The organism is Burkholderia sp. Bp9090 (assembly GCF_003857985.1).
Lineage (GTDB): Bacteria > Pseudomonadota > Gammaproteobacteria > Burkholderiales > Burkholderiaceae > Burkholderia.
Window position 1 is genome coordinate 281,315 of record NZ_QTPV01000003.1, and the last position, 16,433, is coordinate 297,747.

16 protein-coding genes are annotated in these 16,433 nt (G+C 69.2%); 13 read left to right on the plus strand and 3 right to left on the minus strand.

The genetic code is table 11. The annotated features are described in order from the left end of the window. Window positions 1–186 precede the first annotated feature (186 nt). From DIE16_RS04785 to DIE16_RS04795, 3 genes are all read left to right on the plus strand, one after another. A complete protein-coding gene (locus DIE16_RS04785; RefSeq protein ID WP_124891916.1) occupies window positions 187–1,122 on the plus strand; it encodes a 1-phosphofructokinase family hexose kinase in 936 nt (311 codons plus the stop codon). Window positions 1,123–1,240: 118 nt separating this feature from the next. Continuing rightward, window positions 1,241–2,041, plus strand: coding sequence for a polysaccharide deacetylase family protein (locus DIE16_RS04790; protein WP_124891953.1), 801 nt, complete (start codon window positions 1,241–1,243; stop codon window positions 2,039–2,041). Further along, entirely contained in the window at window positions 2,038–3,294 is a 1,257-nt protein-coding gene (locus DIE16_RS04795) for a putative glycoside hydrolase (RefSeq protein WP_124891917.1), read from the plus strand. The genes DIE16_RS04790 and DIE16_RS04795 overlap by 4 nt, the downstream gene beginning before the upstream one ends. A 278-nt stretch (window positions 3,295–3,572) precedes the next feature. Here DIE16_RS04795 and DIE16_RS04805 read toward each other — a convergent pair whose 3' ends face one another. Further along, window positions 3,573–4,070 carry a lecithin retinol acyltransferase family protein gene (locus DIE16_RS04805; protein ID WP_124519938.1) on the minus strand — a complete coding sequence of 166 codons (498 nt, stop codon included), beginning with the start codon at window positions 4,068–4,070 and terminating at the stop codon, window positions 3,573–3,575. Window positions 4,071–4,538: 468 nt separating this feature from the next. Here DIE16_RS04805 and DIE16_RS04810 point away from each other — a divergent pair, with 468 nt between their 5' ends. The 8 genes from DIE16_RS04810 (at window position 4,539) to DIE16_RS04840 (ending at window position 11,505) form a co-directional block, all read left to right on the plus strand. Further along, on the plus strand, window positions 4,539–5,003 hold the full coding sequence (locus tag DIE16_RS04810; RefSeq protein WP_124485953.1) for a carboxypeptidase regulatory-like domain-containing protein: 465 nt from the start codon (window positions 4,539–4,541) through the stop codon (window positions 5,001–5,003). After that, window positions 4,982–5,128: a hypothetical protein gene (locus DIE16_RS36510; RefSeq protein WP_185640827.1), complete on the plus strand. Its 147-nt coding sequence runs from the start codon at window positions 4,982–4,984 to the stop codon at window positions 5,126–5,128. The genes DIE16_RS04810 and DIE16_RS36510 overlap by 22 nt, the downstream gene beginning before the upstream one ends. Next, window positions 5,125–7,503 carry a serine hydrolase gene (locus DIE16_RS04815; RefSeq protein WP_124891918.1) on the plus strand — a complete coding sequence of 793 codons (2,379 nt, stop codon included), beginning with the start codon at window positions 5,125–5,127 and terminating at the stop codon, window positions 7,501–7,503. The genes DIE16_RS36510 and DIE16_RS04815 overlap by 4 nt, the downstream gene beginning before the upstream one ends. 327 nt (window positions 7,504–7,830) lie before the next feature. After that, window positions 7,831–8,193 (plus strand): DUF1924 domain-containing protein, encoded by a 363-nt coding sequence (locus tag DIE16_RS04820; protein ID WP_260426165.1) that lies wholly within the window; start codon window positions 7,831–7,833, stop codon window positions 8,191–8,193. A gap of 12 nt (window positions 8,194–8,205) precedes the next feature. Then, window positions 8,206–8,727: a diheme cytochrome c gene (locus DIE16_RS04825; protein WP_124891919.1), complete on the plus strand. Its 522-nt coding sequence runs from the start codon at window positions 8,206–8,208 to the stop codon at window positions 8,725–8,727. Further along, on the plus strand, window positions 8,693–9,430 hold the full coding sequence (locus DIE16_RS04830; RefSeq protein WP_124570398.1) for a cytochrome b/b6 domain-containing protein: 738 nt from the start codon (window positions 8,693–8,695) through the stop codon (window positions 9,428–9,430). Before DIE16_RS04825 ends, DIE16_RS04830 begins: the two co-directional genes overlap by 35 nt. A 24-nt stretch (window positions 9,431–9,454) precedes the next feature. Beyond that, a complete protein-coding gene (locus DIE16_RS04835) occupies window positions 9,455–10,120 on the plus strand; it encodes a response regulator (RefSeq protein ID WP_124570399.1) in 666 nt (221 codons plus the stop codon). Continuing rightward, window positions 10,117–11,505, plus strand: coding sequence for an ATP-binding protein (locus tag DIE16_RS04840; RefSeq protein WP_124891920.1), 1,389 nt, complete (start codon window positions 10,117–10,119; stop codon window positions 11,503–11,505). The genes DIE16_RS04835 and DIE16_RS04840 overlap by 4 nt, the downstream gene beginning before the upstream one ends. Window positions 11,506–11,622: 117 nt before the next feature. Here the strand turns inward: DIE16_RS04840 and DIE16_RS04845 are convergent, their stop codons facing one another. Further along, window positions 11,623–12,009 (minus strand): hypothetical protein, encoded by a 387-nt coding sequence (locus tag DIE16_RS04845; RefSeq protein ID WP_124891921.1) that lies wholly within the window; start codon window positions 12,007–12,009, stop codon window positions 11,623–11,625. Between the two features lie 271 nt (window positions 12,010–12,280). Between DIE16_RS04845 and DIE16_RS04850 the strand changes: the two genes are divergently transcribed. Continuing rightward, window positions 12,281–13,234 carry a cation diffusion facilitator family transporter gene (locus DIE16_RS04850; protein WP_124891922.1) on the plus strand — a complete coding sequence of 318 codons (954 nt, stop codon included), beginning with the start codon at window positions 12,281–12,283 and terminating at the stop codon, window positions 13,232–13,234. Window positions 13,235–13,284: 50 nt separating this feature from the next. On the opposite strand, the gene DIE16_RS04855 is transcribed toward DIE16_RS04850, so the two are convergent. Beyond that, a complete protein-coding gene (locus tag DIE16_RS04855; RefSeq protein WP_124891923.1) occupies window positions 13,285–13,902 on the minus strand; it encodes a hypothetical protein in 618 nt (205 codons plus the stop codon). Window positions 13,903–14,136: 234 nt separating this feature from the next. On the opposite strand from DIE16_RS04855, the gene DIE16_RS04860 reads away from it, so the two are divergent. Further along, entirely contained in the window at window positions 14,137–16,428 is a 2,292-nt protein-coding gene (locus tag DIE16_RS04860) for a heavy metal translocating P-type ATPase (protein WP_124891924.1), read from the plus strand. Window positions 16,429–16,433: the final 5 nt, after the last annotated feature.

Genomic DNA, 16,433 nt, shown 5'->3' on the forward strand with positions numbered 1-16,433 from the left:
GTAGGCGCCTGCCCGAACGTGTCGTTGATCGAACGCAACCGGGCGCTTTCGCGGCACCGCTTGATGGCGGTCAATGCCGCGGCCGGCGTCGAACGTAACGTGGAGCCACGGCCGGCACGCCGCGGTGGGCCGGGAATCGCCACGCGGGCACCCGGCGCGCCTGCCATCGACTGCGAGCGACGCACCATGACCGATATCGTTACCGTCACGTTGAATCCTGCCGTCGATGTCTCGACCTCGGTCGAGCACATCGTCGATACCCACAAGCTGCGCTGTACACGGCCACGGCGCGACCCCGGCGGCGGCGGGATCAACGTCGCCCGAACCATTCACCGGCTCGGGGGCGACTGCGTCGCGCTGTACCTGGCCGGCGGGCCGACCGGCGACGTGTTGACGCTGCTGCTCGAAGCCGAGCGCCTGCCGGCGGTGCGCGTCCGGATCGCCGGCGAGACGCGCGAGAACGTCTGCGTGAGCGAGACCGCGACCGGGCGCGAATACCGGTTCGTGATGCCGGGGCCGCTCGTCACGCAGGCCGAGTGGCGCGACTGCGCGGCCCGCATCGACGCCATGCAGCCGGCGCCGCGCTATCTCGTGCTGAGCGGCAGCCTGCCGCCCGGCGCGCCCGACGACCTGTATGCGACGCTCGCGCGCACGGCCAGGGCAAGAGGAAGCCGGGTGGTCGTCGATGCGGCGGGCCGGGCGCTGCAAGCGGCCCTCGAGGCCGGCGTTCATCTCGTGAAGCCCAGCCTCGGCGAACTGAGTGCGCTGGCCGGCGAACCGCTCGACGACACGGCGGCCTGCCGCAAGGCGAGCGAACTCGTGGCGCGCGGGCAGGCCGACATCGTCGCATTGACGCTCGGTGCGCGCGGCGCCTGGGTCGTCACGCGCGATCGCGCGCTGCGCCTGCCCGGCAGGCCGGCAGCGGTATGCAGCACGGTCGGCGCCGGCGACAGTTTCGTCGGCGGCATGGTCTGGGCGCTGGCGCGCGGCGTGCCGTTCGACGATGCGTGCCGGTATGCGCTGGCGGCATCGGCCGCCTCGGTCGAGCATCCGGGCACGGCGCTGTGCACGCGCGACGACGTCGAGCGGATTCATGCCGAACTGGTTGCGCAGGCAAGCTGACGTCCAGGCGGCCCGACGCATGCACGATCGCATCGACGCGCGATCGATCGTTGATCTGGCTCAGCGGATTGCGTGCCGCCATCGCGAAAAATGGGGCAGCCATTCCACGAGGTCCGCCATGGCCGTTCGCCTGACCGCCTTGATCGCCAGCCTGCTCCTGCTGTCGGCCGCGTCGCCGGTTTCGTCCGCCGACGTCGCGACCGTCGATTCGCCCCCCCAGCGTGTGCTGATCCTGGTCTATCACCGGTTCGCCACCGCGCGCCTGGATTCGATGACGGTGCGTACCGAAACCTTCCGGCACCAGCTGCAGGCGATCGAGGCGAACGGCTACCGCATCGTGCCGCTCGCCGACGTCGTGCGCTGGCACGACGGCCAGGCCGATGCCGTGCCGGCGCGGGCGGTCGCGATCGCCGTCGATGACGGTCATCGCTCCGTCTACGACGTGCTGCGCCCGTTGCTGGCCGCCCATCCGATGCCGATCACGCTGTTCATCTATCCATCCGCCATCTCCAACGCCGGCTATGCGATGACCTGGGACCAGCTGCGCACGCTCGGGCGCGCCGGCGGGTTCGACATCGAGTCCCATACGTACTGGCATCCGAATTTCCGCACCGAGCGCGCCCGGCTCACGCCGGACGACTACCGGCGCTTCGTGTCGTTCCAGCTGGGCCGGTCCCGCGAACGGCTCGAGGCCGAAACCGGTGAGCCGGTCAGGCTGCTGGCCTGGCCGTTCGGCGTCCATGATGAACAGACCGACCAGTTGGCCGCCCGCGAAGGCTACGTCGCGGCATTCACGCTCGACGCGCGCCCCGTTCGTGTCACCGACCCGGCAATGGCACTGCCGCGCTTTCTGATGACGGACGACTGCGACACACGATGCATGAACGGATTGCTGAGAACCGCCGGGAGTCAGCCGTGATGAAACGCCTGATCATCTGTCTTCTCGTGTCGCTCGCCGGCTTCGCTGCCCGGGCGGCGCCCGTCACGATCACCGTCGTCGATGCGACGAACGGGCACCCGCTCGCCGGCGCGATCGGGCATGCGTCGGGCGTGAACCGGACCGCGGATCGCGACGGCGCGTTTTCACTGGAGATCGACGCGGCGGGCACGCGCCTGAGCGTGCGTGCGCCGGGCTACGCGCGAAGCGAAGTCACGCTCGCGCCGGCCGGGGGCGCGCAGACGATCCGGATGACGCCCGTGCGTCCGAAGGCGGTCTATCTGTCCGCCTACGGCGTCGCCGATCGCACGCTGCGCGAGGCGGCGCTGTCCCTCCAGGATAAGACGGCGATCAACGCGCTCGTCATCGACGTGAAGGGCGACAGCGGCGTGACGCCGTATCGCAGCCTGGCGCGTGAAATCTCGGGTGCCGCGAACCATGCCGCCGGTGCCGTCGTGCATCCGCCCGATCTGCCGGACCTGCTGCGGACGTTCCACGCGCGCGGTCTTTACGTGATTGGCCGCATCGTCGTGTTCAAGGACGACGCGCTGGCGCGCGCTCATCCCGAGTGGGCCGTGCGCGACGCGGCCGGCGAGATCTGGCAGGACCGCGAGCATCAGCGCTGGATCGACCCGACATCGCGCGCGGCCTGGCAACACAATTACGATGTCGCCGAAGAGGCTGCTCGCATGGGTTTCGACGAAATCCAGTTCGACTACCTGCGTTTTCCCGACGCCAACGGCCTCCGGTTCGGCGAGCCCAATACCGAGGCCAACCGGGTCGCGGCGATCACCGGATTCCTGACCGGCGCGCGCGAACGGCTGCGGCCGTACAACCTGTACATGTCGGCCGACATCTTCGGGTACGTCTGCTGGAATGCGGACGACACCGCGATCGGGCAGCGGCTCGACGCGCTCGGACCGGTCGTCGACTATGTGTCGCCGATGCTGTATCCGTCCGGCTTCACGTGGGGCCTGCCCGGTTGCCGCAAGCCGACCGAGCATCCGGGCGAGATCGTGTCGCGGTCGCTGGCCGAGGCGAAGCGCCGGACCGGAATGGACGGTGTCCGGTTTCGGCCGTGGCTCCAGGCGTTTCGCGACTATGCGTTCGATCGCCGGCCGTTCGATGCGGACGAGATTCGCGCGCAGGTCGACGCGGCCGACGCGGAGGGCACGGACGGCTGGATGCTGTGGAATCCGCGCAATCGCTACGATCCTGCCGCGTTGCCGCGCTGAGCGGCGCGTGCAGACCGGCGCGAACGCGCAGGACGCAAATCGATCATGCCGTGGAATGACGAACGTTATCCGCCTTCGATGCGGAATCTGCCGCCGCCGGTTCGCGGCAAGGCGATCGGGATTGCCAACGCGCTGCTGCGGCAGGGGCGTTCCGAGGGCAGCGCGATCCGCATCGCGATCGCGCAGGCGAAACGGTGGGGGCGTGCGCATGCCGTCTTTCGTGGCCGCGGGTGACGGTCGAGTCGATGAATGACCGAACGACGGCCCTGCCGTCGATACTACGCCATACACCGTGCCGTGCATTCGCGCCCGGTCATCGCCGGATGCAGTCGCGCGGCCAGAACGCAAGCGACGAGCATGACGGCGACCGCGATGCCATGCGCCGGGTTGCGCAGGCACGACGCGACCTGCTCGCTCCTCGCTACACCGAAAAGGCACCACAGGCAGAAGTGCTCGCAGTTGTTCGTGAGCAGCCGGTATCGGCATTCGCCCAGGCGCGATGCCGCGCGGCGCGCGGCTTCCGTTCCGTCGTACAGCGTGCGCGCGTGGCGGATGACCGCGAGCCCGAAACCGGCACGGAAGCCGTCCAGCGTGACGACCTCGACCGGACCGCCGCTCGCATGGCGTGACCATCCCGCGTAGTGAATCACGTTGCCGTCGCCGATGTAGATCCCATGATGCAGATAACCGGGGCGGCGGGTCACGAGGTGGGCACCGACCGGCGGTTCGCCATCCGGCATGGCGTCGTCGGCGTGCACTGCGGTCGGATCAATCATCGCCAGCTCCTCGGTCCTGCGGCGGCGGGGCGGAAGAGCCGCGCGCCGGCCGCGAAACACGTTGCTTCCTGTCACGTCTCCAGTATTGACAGCGGCGCCGCGCGGAACAATCAGCGTGGCCTGAGCTTGCTGTCCGACGTCGGGCCGCCGTGTCGGAAATTTCCGACGGGCCGTGCAATATCGGCTGACAGCCGTTACGGACGATTGCGCCGTCCGGATGCCGCTCCCCCGTGTTTTCAGGCGTGCCGCGGCGCCCGGGCAGATGGGGTGCGATGACTGTCTCGCGGGGGCCGTCCGGCCTCGTTCGGCGTCGACAGGCGCGCACTTGACTTGAGTCAACGGGAAATCGGCGTTCCGCGCGACGCTGACAGCGTCGTCGACTCGAACGAGCGACGTCACCGCACGCGACACGTTCCGCGACCGGACGGGCGGTATCGCAGCCGTGCGTGCTCGATCAGGAGAGTGAAGATGTGGACCGGAACCGTGAAGATGCTGCTGCTCGCAACCTGCCTGCTGAATATCGGTGCGAACGCGCTGGCTGAAACGTCGACCGAGCCGATCATGCGCAACGGTGTCGCGTATATCACCGGCGGAATCGGTCAGGACGAGGTCACCGCGTTTCGCGACGTCGCACCGCGGTACAACCTGCGGATCACGTTCGCGTCGAAGCGGGGCCATTATCTTTCCGATGTCGACGTCACGCTGTCGTCCGGCAAGGCGACGCTTCTCGACGCGCACACGAACGGGCCGTTCCTGTTCGCCCGCGTGCCGCCGGGGCGATATACCGTGTCCGCGCACGACAGGGCCGTCCAGGAAGTCCGGCACGTCGTCGTACCGGCGCGCGGCGCCGTCGATGTGCGCTTCTACTGGCACGACCCCGAACGGCAAGGCGCTATGCGTCTGTGTGCGGATTGTTCCGCATCGCCGCAATAACCGGCACGCCAGTCGCGCTTTCGATCAGGACCGGCGAGGCGGCGATGCGCGGCGCTCGCGCCATCGGCGCGGCGGTCCTCCGCGCGCGGCTCGACTCCGCCGATGCGGCCGGCACGAAGGAATGAATGCAGTGGAACAGGCTCGATCGCGACGCTCCCGCTGCGCTGCCGCGCTGACCGGCGCGCTGCTGTTCGCGCTTGCGCCGGCCGGTGCAAGCGCGGAATCCGGGATGCCCGCAACACAGCGGCAGGCCGTCTCGATCGACGAGGCGATCGCCGCCGAGATCGCCGACGGCCATCTTGCCGGCGCGGTGGTCGTGACGGGCGATGCGGACGGCGTGCGGGTACGCGTCGCGCGCGGCCTGCGCGTGGCGGGCGAGCACGCGGAGGCGATGACGGCCGATACCGTCTTCGATCTCGCGTCGCTGACCAAGCCGGTGGCGACGGCGGTTGCGGTCATGCAGCTCGCGGAGCGCGGCATGCTGAGCCTCGACGCGCCGGCCGCGCGTTACTGGCCCGCGTTCGGTGCGCACGGCAAGGCCGGCATCACGATCCGCCAGTTGCTCGCGCATGTGTCGGGGCTGCCGGCCGGCGTGTCGTCGTCCCGCGCGCTGCGCAGCCGTGCCGCCGTGCTGGCCGACATCGTCGCGATGACGCCCGGTGCGCCGGCCGGCACACGGGTGCGCTACAGCGACGTCAACTACGTGACACTCGGCGAGATCGTCGAGCGCGTGTCGCACCGGCCGCTCGACGCGTGGTGCGCCGCACACGTGTTCGCGCCGCTCGGGATGGCGAGCACCGCGTTCCGGCCGCCGGCACCGCTGCTCGCGCGCGTGGCGCCCACCGCCGTGCGCGATGGCCATCCGCTCCGCGGGAGCGTGCACGATCCCGTCGCGGCCGCGTTGGGCGGCGTGGCCGGCAATGCGGGCCTGTTCGCGAGTGCGGACGATCTGGCGCGCTTCGCGCGCATGCTGCTGAACGGCGGTGCGCTCGGCCCGGCGCGCGTGCTGGCGCGCCGCAGCGTCGCCACGCTCGAGACACCGGCCACGCTCGACGCCGAAGGCGACCTGCACACGCCCGGCTGGGCGGTCGGGCCGCCGCTCGTCGCGAACCGCTACCGGTTGCCGCCGGTCGGCGCGCTGCAACACCTCGGCTACACGGGCACGGCGCTGTGGATCGATCCCGTGACGCGCCGCTTCGCGGTCGTGCTCACGAGCCGGCTGTATCCCGACGAAACCGGCACGGCGCTGCCGTTGCGCTCGCTCGTGCTCGGCATCGTATCGAGCGAAGCCGCTCCCGTGACGCCGGCGCGGATCGCGACGCGCGTGCCCGCGATGGCGGCGGCCGTCGCGCAGGCCGCCCGGTTGCCGGTATCGCGCGGGCCGGTACTGGCCGGCATCGACGTGCTCGCGGCGAACGGCTTCGCGGCCGTCGCGGGCAAGCGCATCGCGCTCGTCACGAACCGCAGCGGCTTCGACCGGTTCGGCCGGCGCACGGCCGACCTGCTCGCACAGGCGCCGGGCGCGCGGCTCGTCGCGCTGTTCGCACCCGAGCACGGGCTCGGCACCGACGTCGACGAGACGTTCGGCGACACGCTCGACGCCGCGACCGGTGTGGTGGTTCACAGTCTCTACGGCGACCGCCGCCGGATCGCGCCCGCGCTGCTCGGCGACGTCGACGTGCTGGTGCTCGACCTGCAGGATGCAGGCGTACGCTTCTTCACCTACCTGGCCACGCTCGGTTACGCGCTCGAAGCCGGCGCCGCCGCCCAGCGCCCGGTGCTCGTGCTCGACCGCCCGGACCCGCTGGGCGGCGATGCGTTCGGCGGCCCCGTGGCCGATGCCGGGCCGGCCACGTTCACCGGTTATTACCCGTTGCCGCTCCAGCCCGGCATGACGCTCGGCGAGCTCGCGCGGCTGTTCAACGACCGCCTGCACGTCGGCGCGGCGCTGACCGTGGTGCCGATGGCGCATTACGTGCGCGCGATGCGCTTCGGCGACACCGGGCTTGGCCAGGTGCCGCCATCGCCGAACCTGCGCGATGGCGCCGCGCTGTCGCTCTACCCGGAGACGGGGCTCATCGAAGGGGCGGCGGTCAGTGTCGGGCGCGGCACCGCGACACCGTTCGGCGTGGTCGGCGCGCCGTGGATCGACGGGCGCATCCTCGCCGACGATCTTCGCGCGATGCGGCTGGACGCGACGGTCTCGCCGGTTCGCTTCGTGCCGGCGGAGGGGCCGTATCGCGGCAGGATGTGCGAAGGGGTGCGCATCGAACGGCCGCCCGGCGCGACGCGGCCGGGCGAGATCGGGTTGGCACTCGCGCTGGCGCTGCACCGGCGTTATCCGGCGCAGTTCCGGATCGATGCGATCCGTGCATCGATCGGCTCGCGCGAGGTGGCGGACATGCTGGAGGCGGGGCGCTCGCTCGACGAGATCGAACGTGTCGTCGATGCGCAAAATGCCGCGTTCGCGCGCGAACGGGCGGCGTTCTTACTGTACTGAGTCCGTGCCGCGCGCCGACGGGCGCCCGATTCACCGGTCCGATGCATCCTGCTTTCCCGACAGGCTTGATTTGGGTCAAGCGTGAACGAGCCGGCGGCGGGATCCTGATCGCGAGCGCGACGGGACGCGTGCACGATGTCTCCACGGTCGATTCATGGTCGCTTCACGTGTCGTCGCGCTGATGCAATGGCACGCCGGCAGCCGCGCGTCCGAACCTTAAGAATGCGGTAAGGAGCCGGCCCGAACATGAACGCATCGCCCAGGAGAATCACGATGCGGATATCCCGTTGCGTTCGCACGCTGTGTCACCCGCGCCTTGCCGTATCGATGCTGTTCGCCGTCGTGGCTTGCGCCCATGCCGAAACGCCTGCCCGGCTGCTGGACGGCTATGCGGCGCAGGCCGGCACGAGCGCCGCGCCATCGCGGGGACAGCAGTTCTTCACGTCCCGGCATGGGCGCGACTGGAGTTGCGCGACTTGTCACGGAAGCACGCCGACCGGCCCGGGCCGGCACGTCGTCACCGGCAAGACCATCGAGCCGCTCGCGCCCGCGTTCAATCCCGCGCGGTTCACGGACGAGGCGCGGACCGAAAAATGGTTCCGCAGAAACTGCAAGGACGTCGTCGGGCGCGAATGCTCGGCAGCCGAGAAGGCAGATGTCCTGAGCTGGCTCATGAGCCTGAAACCCTGACGGCGAACGATCATGAACCACGTCGACTCGACCACTGTTCCGGGCAGGATCGCCCCGCTGCGACATGTGCGGGCAAGCCTGCTCGCGATGCTGATGACGTCGCTGCTGCCGCGCGCGGCACTGGCGGAAGACGAGATGCGGAGCGTCGCGACTCCGTTGCTGCCCAGGTACCAGCAGGAGTGCGCGACCTGCCATGTCGCCTATCCGCCCGGGGCGCTGCCCGCCGAGTCGTGGCGCCGCATCGTGAACGGTCTCGATCGCCACTTCGGCACCGATGCAACGCTGGACCCGACGACCATCGGGCAACTGGAAACCTGGCTGACGGCGCACGCAGCGACGGGCGCCGCGGCGCGCCGTCCGCCGGAAGACCGGATTACCCGGTCGGCATGGTTCGCCGCCACCCACGACGAGGTTCCCGCCTCCGTGTGGCGCAGCCCCGCCGTGAAGCGGCCGTCGAATTGCGCCGCATGTCATACGCAGGCAGACAAAGGAAATTTCGATGAACGATTCGTCCGCATCCCCGGCACACGATGAACCGGAGCGCTCGCGTCCCGCGCGGATACTGGTCTGGGACGCTCCGCTGCGCGTATTCCACTGGCTGACGGCCGTCTCCTTTGCCGGTGCGTGGCTGACCGCAGAGAGCGAGCGGTGGCGGCTGATGCACGTCGCGTTCGGGTACACGATGCTGGCGCTCGTCGCGTTTCGCGTCGTATGGGGCGTGGCCGGCACGCGTCATGCGCGGTTCTCGTCGTTCGTCCGTTCGCCGGCGGCCGTTTTCCGCTACGCGCTGAGCCTGGCGAAAGGCCGGCCGGAACACCATGTCGGCCACAATCCGGCCGGCGCGGTCGCGATCGTCGCCATGCTGGCGATGACGGTCGTCACCGGCGTCGCCGGCTGGGCGGCCTACACCGGCAGCGGCGCATCGTTCGGCGATCTTCATGAAGGCGCGGCGAACGCGATGCTCGCGCTCGTTACGGTGCACGTCGCTGCCGTACTCGTCAGCAGCGTCGTGCATCGGGAGAATCTGGCCCGGGCGATGGTGACGGGCTACAAGCGCGGCGCGCCGATCGACGGCATCCGGCGTGCCGGGTGGGGGATTGCCGTCGTCATGACGGCGGCGGTGCTCGGCTGGTGGTGGATGCAATGGCACGCGGCGCCGCAGCCCGTGCAAGCCGGCCGGCCCGTCGCGACGGACACCGGCCGCCCCGCCCACGGGGCGGGCCGGGACGACGATTGACGGCCGCAGGCGGAGTGCTCGATCGTGCGCATCCTGCTCGTGGAAGACGATGTCCTGCTCGGTGACGGGATCCGTGCCGGATTGCGCCAGCAAGGGTTCCGGGTCGACTGGGTACGCGACGGCGACGCGGCCCAGCGCGAACTGCGCGCGCATGCGCATGCCGCGGCGGTCCTCGATCTCGGGTTGCCGCTCGTGGACGGCATGGACGTCCTGCAGCGCATTCGTCGCGACGGCATAGCGTTGCCGATCCTGATCCTGACCGCGCGCGATGCCGTGCCCGACCGCATCAGGGCGCTCGACGGGGGCGCCGACGACTACGTGGTCAAGCCCGTCGACCTGTACGAACTCGGCGCGCGCCTGAGAGCGCTGGTCCGGCGCGCCCACGGCCGGCCGGCGGAGCGGCTCCATGCGCGGGACGTCGAGCTGGAGCCCGCGTCGCGAACCGCCCGCCGCGCCGGCGTGGCCGTTGCGCTGTCCACGCGCGAGTTCGACCTGCTGCACATCCTGATGCTGAATGCAGGCCGGGTCCTGTCGCGCGAGCAGATCGAGCAGTATCTGTACAGCTGGGGGCAGGAGGTGGAAAGCAACGCCGTCGAGGTGCACATCCATCGCCTGCGTGCGAAGCTCGGCAGCGAGCTGATCCGGACGGTTCGCGGCGTGGGCTACGTGCTCATGCGGGACGCTGCATGAAAGCCTTGCTGCCCGCGCGCTCGCTGCACGGCCGGCTGCTGACGCTCGTGCCGGCCGTGGTCCTGGCTGTCTGGCTGTCGACGCTGCTGCTGACCTGGCTCGATGCGCGGCGCGAGATCGACCGGCTGCTCGACGGCCACCTCGCGCAGGCGGCGGCACTGCTCGTCGCGCAACAGGCGCGCGGGCCGGATGACGACGACCATGCGATCGACGCGCCGATCCTTCATCCATACGGCCCCCGTGTCGCCTTTCAGGTGTTTCATGAAGGCCGGCTCGGCCTGCATTCCGAAAACGCGCCGTCGCGGCCGATGGTGGCGCCCGAGCTGACCGCGCGCGATCGGGCCTCCGGATTCTGGACCGTCGTGATCGACGGGAATGCATGGCGGGTATTCGTCGTGCACGGCGTGCGCGGCGACGTTCAGGTATTCGTGGGCGAACGAATCGAATCACGCAAGGCGATCCTGGGCGCCGTCATGCGCAGCGCATTCTGGCCGATGGCGGCTGCCTTGCCGTTGCTGGTGCTGGCCATCGGCTGGGCGGTTCGTCGCGGCACGGCACCGCTGCGCGAGTTCGGGCGAACGCTGGCGAAGCGCAATCCGCAGGCGCTCGACACGATCCGGCTGGACCGGACGCCGCTCGAGATGCGGCCGATGCTGGATGCGCTGAACGGCCTGTTCGAGCGGATTCGTGCCGTGATGGACGCGGAGCGCCGATTCACCGCCGATGCCGCGCACGAGTTGCGTACGCCGATCGCGGCCGTCAAGGCGCAGGCGCAGGTTGCATTGGCGGAGCGCCATGACGAGCGGCGCCGGCACGCGTTGCGGGGCGTGCTCGAAGGGTGCGACCGCGCGGCGCGTCTGGTCGACCAGCTCCTGCTGCTTTCCCGTCTCGATGCGGGCGCACTGGCGGAGCGCGCACCGGTCGATGTATCGGCCCTGGCGAAAGCGGTGGTCGCGGAGGCCGCGCCACAGTCGATCGGGAAGCAGCAGAAGCTGGAGTTCGATGCGCCGTCGCCATGTATCGTCGCCGGCAACGAAGCCTTGCTCGCGGCGATGGTGCGCAATCTGGTCGACAACGCGATTCGCTACAGCCCGCCGCTGGCGTGCATCACCGTTTCCGTCGGCCAACGAGACCGGCGCACCGTGCTGCGGGTTGAGGACAGCGGCCCGGGCATCGGCGACGCCGATCTGCGCAGGCTGGGCGAACGGTTCTTTCGGCCGGCGGGAACCCGGCCGGGCGGGAGCGGCCTCGGCTGGTCGATCGTGCGGCGAATCGCAGCGGCGCACGAGGCCGACATCCAGGTGGATCGATCGCCCGCGTTCGGCGGACTGCGCGTGGCCGTTTCGTGGCCGCCTGTCGATGCTGCCGCTGCGGCCGGGCGCTAGTCGATCATGCACGTCGCGGATCAGACTGCACGCGTTCAATGCACGGCCGGAGGTCACGGGAGCGGTCGGTCGCGGCCGGAATGGCGTGTTCGTCACCGAACACGCCGAACCGCACGATCACTGGCCGGTAGCGCCGCTTGCAGGGCCGCCAGGCTGGCCGTGCATGTAGCCCATACCCATGCCCATGCCTTGCCCGCCGTGCATGCCCCTCATGGGGGGAGCGTCAGGCAGCGTGATGCCGCGCGCCTTCGCACGTTTTTGCATCTCGGCGTGGTGCTGCGCGCGAATTTTCTCGCGCTCGGCATCCGATTTCGCGGCGAGCATGCGGGTGCGGTATGCGTTCCGCTCGGCAGGCCTCATCAGCTGGCTGCCGTACATCATGCCGCGCCACTCGACGGCGGGATCGCTAGCCGGTTGACGTGGCTGGGCATCGGCCAGACCGGACGCGATCGCGATCGCCACGCCGAGCAGGCACGAAACTGTGAACCTGTTTGCTCTGGACATGACGGTCTCCAGGTCGCTTGCATGGATTCAACGGTACGCAAAACGGGGGGCGATCCTTTGCCTCAGATCAAGTACCCCGGAGTGACCGCCAATACCATCGAATCCATGCCGCAGACACGCAGCTGTCAGACGTCTGTCAGACGTGCAACGCATCATTCCACGTCGCAGTACCAACGCGTCGGGCGCAGGCGTGCCACGTGGGCGGCCCCGGTTGCCCGCGACTTCCCGAATCCGATCGATCCTTCAATCCTGGTACGTAACCTGAATCGTGATGCCAACCAACCTCGACGTTGTTCCTGAAACCATCGCGGAAGCGACGCCCGCGATGGCCGCGGCCGCGACCCGAAGCACCTGGGTGAGCGTGGCGGTCAACCTCGCGCTGAGCACCGGACAGGTGGCGATCGGCATCCTGTCCCGATCGCAGGGGCTCGTGGCGGACGGCATTCATTCGTTATCCGATCTGATCGCGGATTTCGTCGTGCTGCTGGCCGGTCACCATAGCCGCAAGCCTGGCGACGAACAGCATCCTTACGGACATCAGCGCTTCGAAACCGGCGCTTCGCTCGCGCTTGCGGCGATCCTGCTGCTGGTCGGCGGCGGGATGCTGTGGTCCGCGATCGGTAAACTCGAGCATCCGGAAACGATCGCGCGCGTCCACGTCGCCGCGCTCTGGGTGGCGGTCATCGCGCTCGTCGCGAAGGAAAGCCTGTTCCGTTACATGCTTGCCGTGGCAACACGGGTGAAATCGAGCCTGCTGGTTGCCAACGCATGGCATGCGCGTTCGGATGCCGCATCGTCGCTGGTGGTCGCCTGCGGCATCGTCGGCAACCTGTTCGGCTATCCGCTGCTCGATCCCGTCGCCGCGCTGATCGTCGGCGGGATGATCGTGAAAATGGGCGCCACGTTCGGCTGGAACGCGTTGCACGACTTGATGGACCGCGCGGCCGACGCCGAAGACGTTCGGGCGATCCGCGCGACGCTGATCGCGACGCCGGGCGTGCTCGACGTACACGACCTGCGCACGCGCAAGACCGGCGATCTGATCCTCGTCGACGTGCATCTCGACATCGACGCCGAGCTCAGCGTTGCGCAAGGGCACGACATCGCCGTGGACGCGCGTGCGCGCGTGATGAGGCATCACCGCGTCCTGAACGTGATGACGCACGTCGATCCGCGCATGCGGGAAAGCGTTGCCGAAGTGATGCCCGGAATTCGCGACCGATAGGACGCAACGGCCGGCCGCCGCAGCCGTTTCGCACTTCGCGCATACCGACGTCAATCGGAGCTGCGCGGATGATGGCCGCGCCGGAACGTCAACCGACGTTCGTTGACGAGCGCGCGCCAGTCGAGCTTCATCAACACGAATACGAGGCCGAGCAACACCAGTTGCGTGACGATGAAGTATCCGCCGAGATAAGTGCCTTCGAGTTCGGATTCCAGGTCGAGCCGGGTCGACGCGAAGCGGCCGAGATGCGCCCAGATCGCATAGGTGGTTGCGCGGCCGATGAAGAAGGCCGCCGCGATGATTCTGAGCGACAACCCGGACAGTCCGTACGCGATGAACAGATAGTTCGACGGAAGCGGGCTCAATGCATAGAAGAAGAACGCGCCGGCGGTGAGCGTTCGGTGCTTTCGCAGCCAGCGTGTGGCGACGTCGATATTCTCGCGATCCGATTCGCGTATCCAGCGGGAGCGGACGAGCGATCGTGCGAAGGTCGCCAGGATCACGCGGCCGGTCGTGGCCGCGCCGGCCGCCACGACGGCAAAGATGAACGGATTGCCGTCCGGCAGGTTGAAGCCGACCCACGACATCGCCATCCAGGTGGGCGGGGCGAATGCCGGCATGAGATTCAGCAGCAGAATCAGCAGAAAGAGTACCGCCAGCGTCAGCACGATATCGACTCCGGGCCATCCGGTTTCACGATTCAATTTTGCTGAGGAAAGTGGCTGACGGCTTGATTCACGTCAAGCCGCGCGCCGCGCCGGCATGTCGCGGGAGGCGCGTCGTGCTGACCCATGTCAACGGTCGAGCCGCGGCGTTTCCTAGACTGGTGCCACGCCGTCCGCAACCGCAACCCGAACCGGATGCGGCGAACGCCGCCATGCGCGGCGATCGGAACAATCGTCATGTCGCGAATCCGCTGGTCGATCGATCTCGTGTTGCTGGTTCTGGCGGCGGTCACGCTCGCCGCAGGAGGCGTGTGCGTTGCGTTCGGCCTGCCTTCGTTCGCGCGCGTCGTCTGGCTGGTCGGTGCACTGCCGGTCCTGCTCGCGTTGACGGTATCGCTTGCCAGGGCCGTGGCGAGACGGCAAGCCGGCATCGATGTGCTCGCATGGCTGGCGATCGGCCTGGCGATCGCGCTCGACGAGACGCTGACCGCCGCGGTCATTGCGTTGATGCTGGCCAGCGGGCGGACGCTGGAGCGGTATGCGCAAGACCGCGCGCAACGCGAGATGACCGCGCTGCTCGGCCGTGCCCCTCGGCAGGCAACCCGGTTCGAGAACGGTGAGTGGCGTTCCGTTGGCGTGGAAGCGCTCGTTCCCGGTGACAGGCTGCTCGTGCGAAGCGGCGAATTCGTGCCGGTCGACGGCACCTTGACCGACGATGCGGAACTCGACGAATCCATGTTGACGGGCGAGTCGTCCACGCAGCGGCGACGCTCCGGAGAAAGCGCCTGCAGCGGCGTGGTCAACGCCGGCGCGCCGTTCGAAATGGTGGCCCGCACGACGGCGGGTGACAGCACGTTTGCCGGTATCGTCCGCCTGGTCGCACGCGCGCAGCGCGAGCGCAGCCCGTCCGTGCGTCTCGCGGATCGCTATGCCGCGTTCTTCGTACTCGCTTCGCTGCTCGTCGCGGGCATCGCCTGGCTGCTGGCCGGGGATGTCGCACGCGCGCTCGCCGTGCTCGTCGTGGCCACGCCGTGTCCGTTGATCCTCGCCGTCCCGGTCGCCATCGTGTCCGGCATGTCGCGCTGTTCGAAACGCGGCATCCTGGTCAAGGGCGGGGGCGCGCTGGAACGACTCGCGCAAGCGACGATCCTGTTCTTCGACAAGACCGGGACGCTGACGGGAGGGCGCGCCCGCATCGTTGCGATCGAATGCGGCGCGGACGTCGGCACGGACGATGTGCTGCATTTCGCCGCGTCGTTGGCCCAGGCTTCGGGGCACGTCATTTCGGATGCGCTGACGGTCGCCGCGCGGGAGCGCCGGATCACGCTGTCGCCGCCGTCGGTCGTCGTGGAAACGGCGGGCGAGGGCGTGACGGGCCGGGTCGACGGCCGGGCCGTCGCGATCGGCAAGTTCGGGTACGTCCGCGCCTGCTCGACGGCCGCCCCGTGGAGCGACGCGTTCCTGAAACGGGTCGGCAACGAGGGCGGGGCTGCCGTGTTCGTCGGTATCGACGGTGTGATGATCGGCGCGATCCAGATGGCCGACCAGGTGCGGCTGGAAACGCCGCGGGCGCTGCGGCTGCTGAAACGCGAAGGCGTCGCGCGCCTCGTCATGCTGACCGGCGACCGGCGCGACATCGCCCAGGCCGTCGGCGAGTTGCTGGGCGTCACCGACGTGCGCGCCGAGCAGACGCCGACTGACAAGCTCGCCGCCATCCAGGCCGCGCGCAAGGAAGGCGTGACGATCATGGTCGGCGACGGCGTGAACGACGCGCCGGCGCTGGCGGCGGCCGACGTCGGTATCGCGATGGGCGCGCGGGGCGCGGCCGCGTCATCCGAAGCGGCCGACGTGGTTCTGCTGGTGGATCGGCTCGATCGGCTCGTGGATGCGATGCGAATCGCCCGACGCTCGCGCCGGATCGCGCTCGAGAGCGTGGTGGCCGGCATGTCGCTGTCGATCGTCGCGATGACGATTGCGGCGGCCGGATTCCTGCCGCCGATTGCCGGCGCGGTGATTCAGGAAGTCATCGACGTCGCCGTCATCGTCAATGCGTTGCGCGTATTGCTGGTTCGCCCGAGGCTGACGGACGCCCGGCTCGCGGATGTCGACGTCGAGCAACTCAAGCGCGAGCACACGGCATTGTCACCGTTGCTGGACCAGATCAGGGATCTCGCGGATCGCCTGCCGCACCTGTCCGGGGCCGCCATCGCCAGCGAGCTTGTCCGCCTGATCGACTCGCTCGACGAACGGCTGCTGCCGCACGAACGCGCCGACGATCGGGACGTCTACGCGCGCCTCGCGCCGATGCTCGGTGGCGAGGACCCGCTGGCGGCGATGAGCAGCGCGCACCGGGAGATCTTCAAGATGGTTCGATCGCTCCGGCAGATGGTCGCGGACCTGCCGGGCGATGCGGCGAACGCCACGCAGGTGCAGGCGATACAACGCCTGCTGTACGGGCTGGAAGCGATCGTACGCCTGCATTGCGCTCAGGAGGAGGAACTGTTCCACGCCGTCGGAGCGGATGCGTGACGACG